Below are 3450 nucleotides of genomic sequence, written 5' to 3'. Positions count from 1 at the left end.
CTGCGGGCGCTGTCCGCGCGGCCGGAGAACGCGCGGTACTTCACCGCCGCGGCCGAGGCGGTGGCGCGCGTGCTCGACCACGTCGGCGCGGACGCCTACCGCCGGGAGCTGCCCGGCGGCATCCCGCTGACCGCCTGGCTTCGCGGCGACCCGCCGGACGCGGGCGCCCTGGAACACTCCATCGTGGACGGCCTGTGCGCCCACATCTACCAACTGTGCCTGCTGCAACCCGCCGTCGGCCGTGCGGACGGCGACCGGTCCGCACCGGTGGCCGCCATCGGCCACAGCCTGGGCCTGATCGGCGCGATGGCCGCGGGACTGAGGGTGACCGGCCGCCGGCAGTACACGGCGCTCTGCCACGACCTGATCGCGATGACCGCGCTGGCGCTGATCCGCTGCCATCAGCCGACACGGCCTCAGAAGGGCGCGGCCGCACCGATGGCGGCCGTGACGGGCGTGCCGGCCGAGGAGCTGCGCGCGCTGGTGACGGACTCCCCGGTGCACCTGGCCCTCGCGAACTCCGGCCGCTCGCACGTGCTGGCCGGGGACCCGGACGACCTCGCCGGCTTCCGGGCGAGGCACGCGCGGCGACTGGCCGAGCCGGGGGCGGGGTGGACCTACCTGCGCAGCACCGCGCCGTTCCACACGCCGCTCCTGGAGCCGGCGGTGCGCGCGACGCTGGAGGACCGGCACTTCATGACGTTCCCGCTCACCGGCGACCGGCTGGCCGTACCGGTGTACGTCGCCGACGCGCCGGTCAACCTCCAGCACCGCGGTGACCTGCTGCCGGACGTCCTCGCCCACGCGGTGTGCCGCCCGCTGGACTGGCCCGGCACGGTCCGCGCCGCGGTCGAGGACTGCCGGCCCGACCAGATCGTCGACTTCGGACCGGGCCCGTCGGCCCGGGTGTTCACCCGGGAGACCCTGCGCGACGGCCACCACGGCCTGCGCTACCGCAGCGTCCCCGCACCGACCGCCTGAGTGAAGGAGCGTCCACGCATGCACTGTCTGGTCTTCCCCGGCCAAGGCGTACAACGCAGAGGCATGGGAGGGGAACTGTTCGAGCGGTATCCGCGGGAGACCGCCGCCGCGAGCGAGTTGCTCGGCTATGCCGTGGCGGACCTGTGCCGCGACGACCCCGACGGCCGGCTCGCCGACACCCGCTACGCGCAGCCGGCCGTCTTCCTCGTCAACGCGTTGTCCTGGATGGACCTCGAGCGCGCCGGCCGGCGCTACGACTACTTCGCCGGGCACAGCCTGGGCGAGCTCAACGCGCTGGTGGCCGCCGGCGTCATCGACCTGACGGACGGCCTGGCGCTGGTCCGGCGCCGCGCCGAACTGATGGCCGACGTCACCCGCGGCGCGATGGTCGCGGTGGTCGGGCCGAGCCCGGCGCAGGTCGAGGCGACCCTGCACGGCGCCGGGCTCAACCTGGTGCACGTCGCCAACCGCAACAGCGACCAGCAGGTGACGGTGGCCGGGGACCGGCAGCAACTGGCGCTCGCGGTCAAGGCACTGCGCGGCCGGGGCGCCCGGGTCCTGCCGGTGTCCGTCAGCGGCCCGTTCCACACGCCCCTCATGGCCTCGGCCGGCCGGGCGTTCGCGACGGTCCTGCGCGAGTACGGATTCCGCGCCGGGCACACGCCGGTGATGTCCAGCGTCACCGGCACGGAGTTCGCCCCGGACCAGGCGGTCCGTCTGCTCAGCGGGCAGATCCACCGCCCGGTGGAGTGGGTGCGCACGGTCCGGGCCCTGCGCGCGGCCGGCGTCGACCACTTCGACGAGGTCAACGGCACCACCCTCACCGCCTTCATCGCACGGATCGCCGCGCAGCCGACGGAGGAACTCGTATGACCACGGACATCGCTGTCGTCGGACTCTCCGTCGAAGTGCCGGACGCGCCGGACCAGCACGCGTTCTGGGACGTCGTCCGCACCGGCCGCAGCCTCACCCGGCCGTTCCCGGCGCAGCGGCGCCGGGAGATCGAGGAGTACCTGCGCTACCACTGGGAGTCGGCGCTGGTGCCGGACGCCGGGGAGCGGGTCGAGTTCCACGACGGCAGCTTCCTGGACCGGGTGGACCTGTTCGACCACGCCTTCTTCGGCATGACCCCGAAGCAGGCCGCGGTCACCGACCCGCACCAGCGGCTGGTCCTGCGCACGATGTACCGCGCGCTGGAGGACGCCGGCTACACCGGTGAGCGGCTGGCCGGCAGCCGCACCGGCGTGTACGTCGGCTACGCCGGCAACCCCGGCGGGTCGTACCTGGACTACTTCTGCCGCATCGACCCCGCGCTGGGACAGCTCGGCATCACCGGCAACATCGTCACGATGCTGGCCAACCGGCTCTCGTACCTGCTCGACCTGCGCGGCCCGAGCATGGTGATCGACAGCGCCTGCTCGGCGTCGCTGCTGGCACTGCACCAGGCCAGGGCCGCGCTGCTGCTGGGCGACTGCGAGATGGCCGTGGTGGCCGGCACCCGGATCGTGATGGCGCCGGTGCGGCACCCGCACACCAGGATCGGCATCGAGTCGTCCGACGGCGTGACCCGTACGTTCGACGAGGGCGCGGACGGCACCGGCTTCGGCGAGGGGTCCGGAGCGGTCGTGCTCAAGCGGCTGGACCGGGCGCTGGCCGACGGCGACCAGGTGTACGCGGTCGTCAAGGGCAGCGCGGTCAACCACGACGGCAGGTCCGAGATGATGACCGCGCCGGACTCCCGCGCCCAGGCCGACCTGCTGGAGGCCGCGTGGCGGGACGCGGGCGTCGATCCCCGCACGATCGGCTACCTGGAGGTGCACGGCACCGCCACCAAGGTCGGCGACCCGATCGAGTTCGAGGGGCTGCGGCGGGCGTTCGCCGCCCGGACCGACGACCGGCGCTTCTGCGCGGTGGGCACGGTGAAGGCGAACATCGGCCACCTCTTCGAGGGCTCGGGCGTGATGGGCGTGATCAAGGCCGTGCTCGCGCTGCGGCACCGCGTGATCCCGCCCCTGGCGAACTACGAGCGGCCGAACACCGCGATCGACCTCGACGACGGCCCGGTGTACGTGCCGCGGGAGGCCCACGCGTGGCCGGAGGGGGACGGCCCCCGCCGCGCCGGGGTGAGCGCCTTCGGCCTCGGCGGGACCAACGCGCACGTCGTGCTGGAGGAGTTCACCGCGGCACCGGCCCGGTCCGGCGAGGGCCGGCCGCCCTACCTGTTCACGCTCAGCGCGCAGAGCCCGGCGTCGCTCGGCCGGCTGGTCACCCGTTACCGCGAGGCGATCGACGCCGGCCGGATCGACGGGAACGTGCGGGACGTGTGCTGGACGTCGAACGTCTCCCGCGCCGGGCACCGGCACCGGCTCGCCTACACGGTCACCGACCTGGCCGGGCTGCGGGCGGCGCTGGCGGCCACCGAGGCCGGTGAGGTGCCGGACGCCGCCGGCACCGACGCCGCCCGCGCCT

General features: G+C 74.3%; 3 protein-coding genes. All 3 read left to right on the top strand.

Features of this window, described 5'->3' with window-relative positions; genetic code table 11:
• Nucleotides 1–981, top strand: a 981-nt coding sequence (locus B7767_RS46650; protein ID WP_085575001.1) for an ACP S-malonyltransferase, incomplete at its 5' end; no start/stop codon positions are given.
• An 18-nt stretch (nucleotides 982–999) separates the two neighbouring features.
• Nucleotides 1000–1854, top strand: coding sequence for an ACP S-malonyltransferase (locus B7767_RS30730; protein ID WP_085575000.1), 855 nt, complete (start codon nucleotides 1000–1002; stop codon nucleotides 1852–1854).
• Nucleotides 1851–3450: polyketide synthase (locus B7767_RS30725; RefSeq protein WP_143652711.1), on the top strand; the 1600-nt coding region annotated here is incomplete at its 3' end. The genes B7767_RS30730 and B7767_RS30725, both read left to right, overlap by 4 nt.

The sequence above is a fragment of the Streptomyces sp. 13-12-16 genome (assembly GCF_002114215.1).
Lineage (GTDB): Bacteria > Actinomycetota > Actinomycetes > Streptomycetales > Streptomycetaceae > Streptomyces.
The sequence above is the reverse complement of the archived record's forward strand: the minus strand, read 5'-3'. Positions and strand labels throughout refer to the sequence as shown.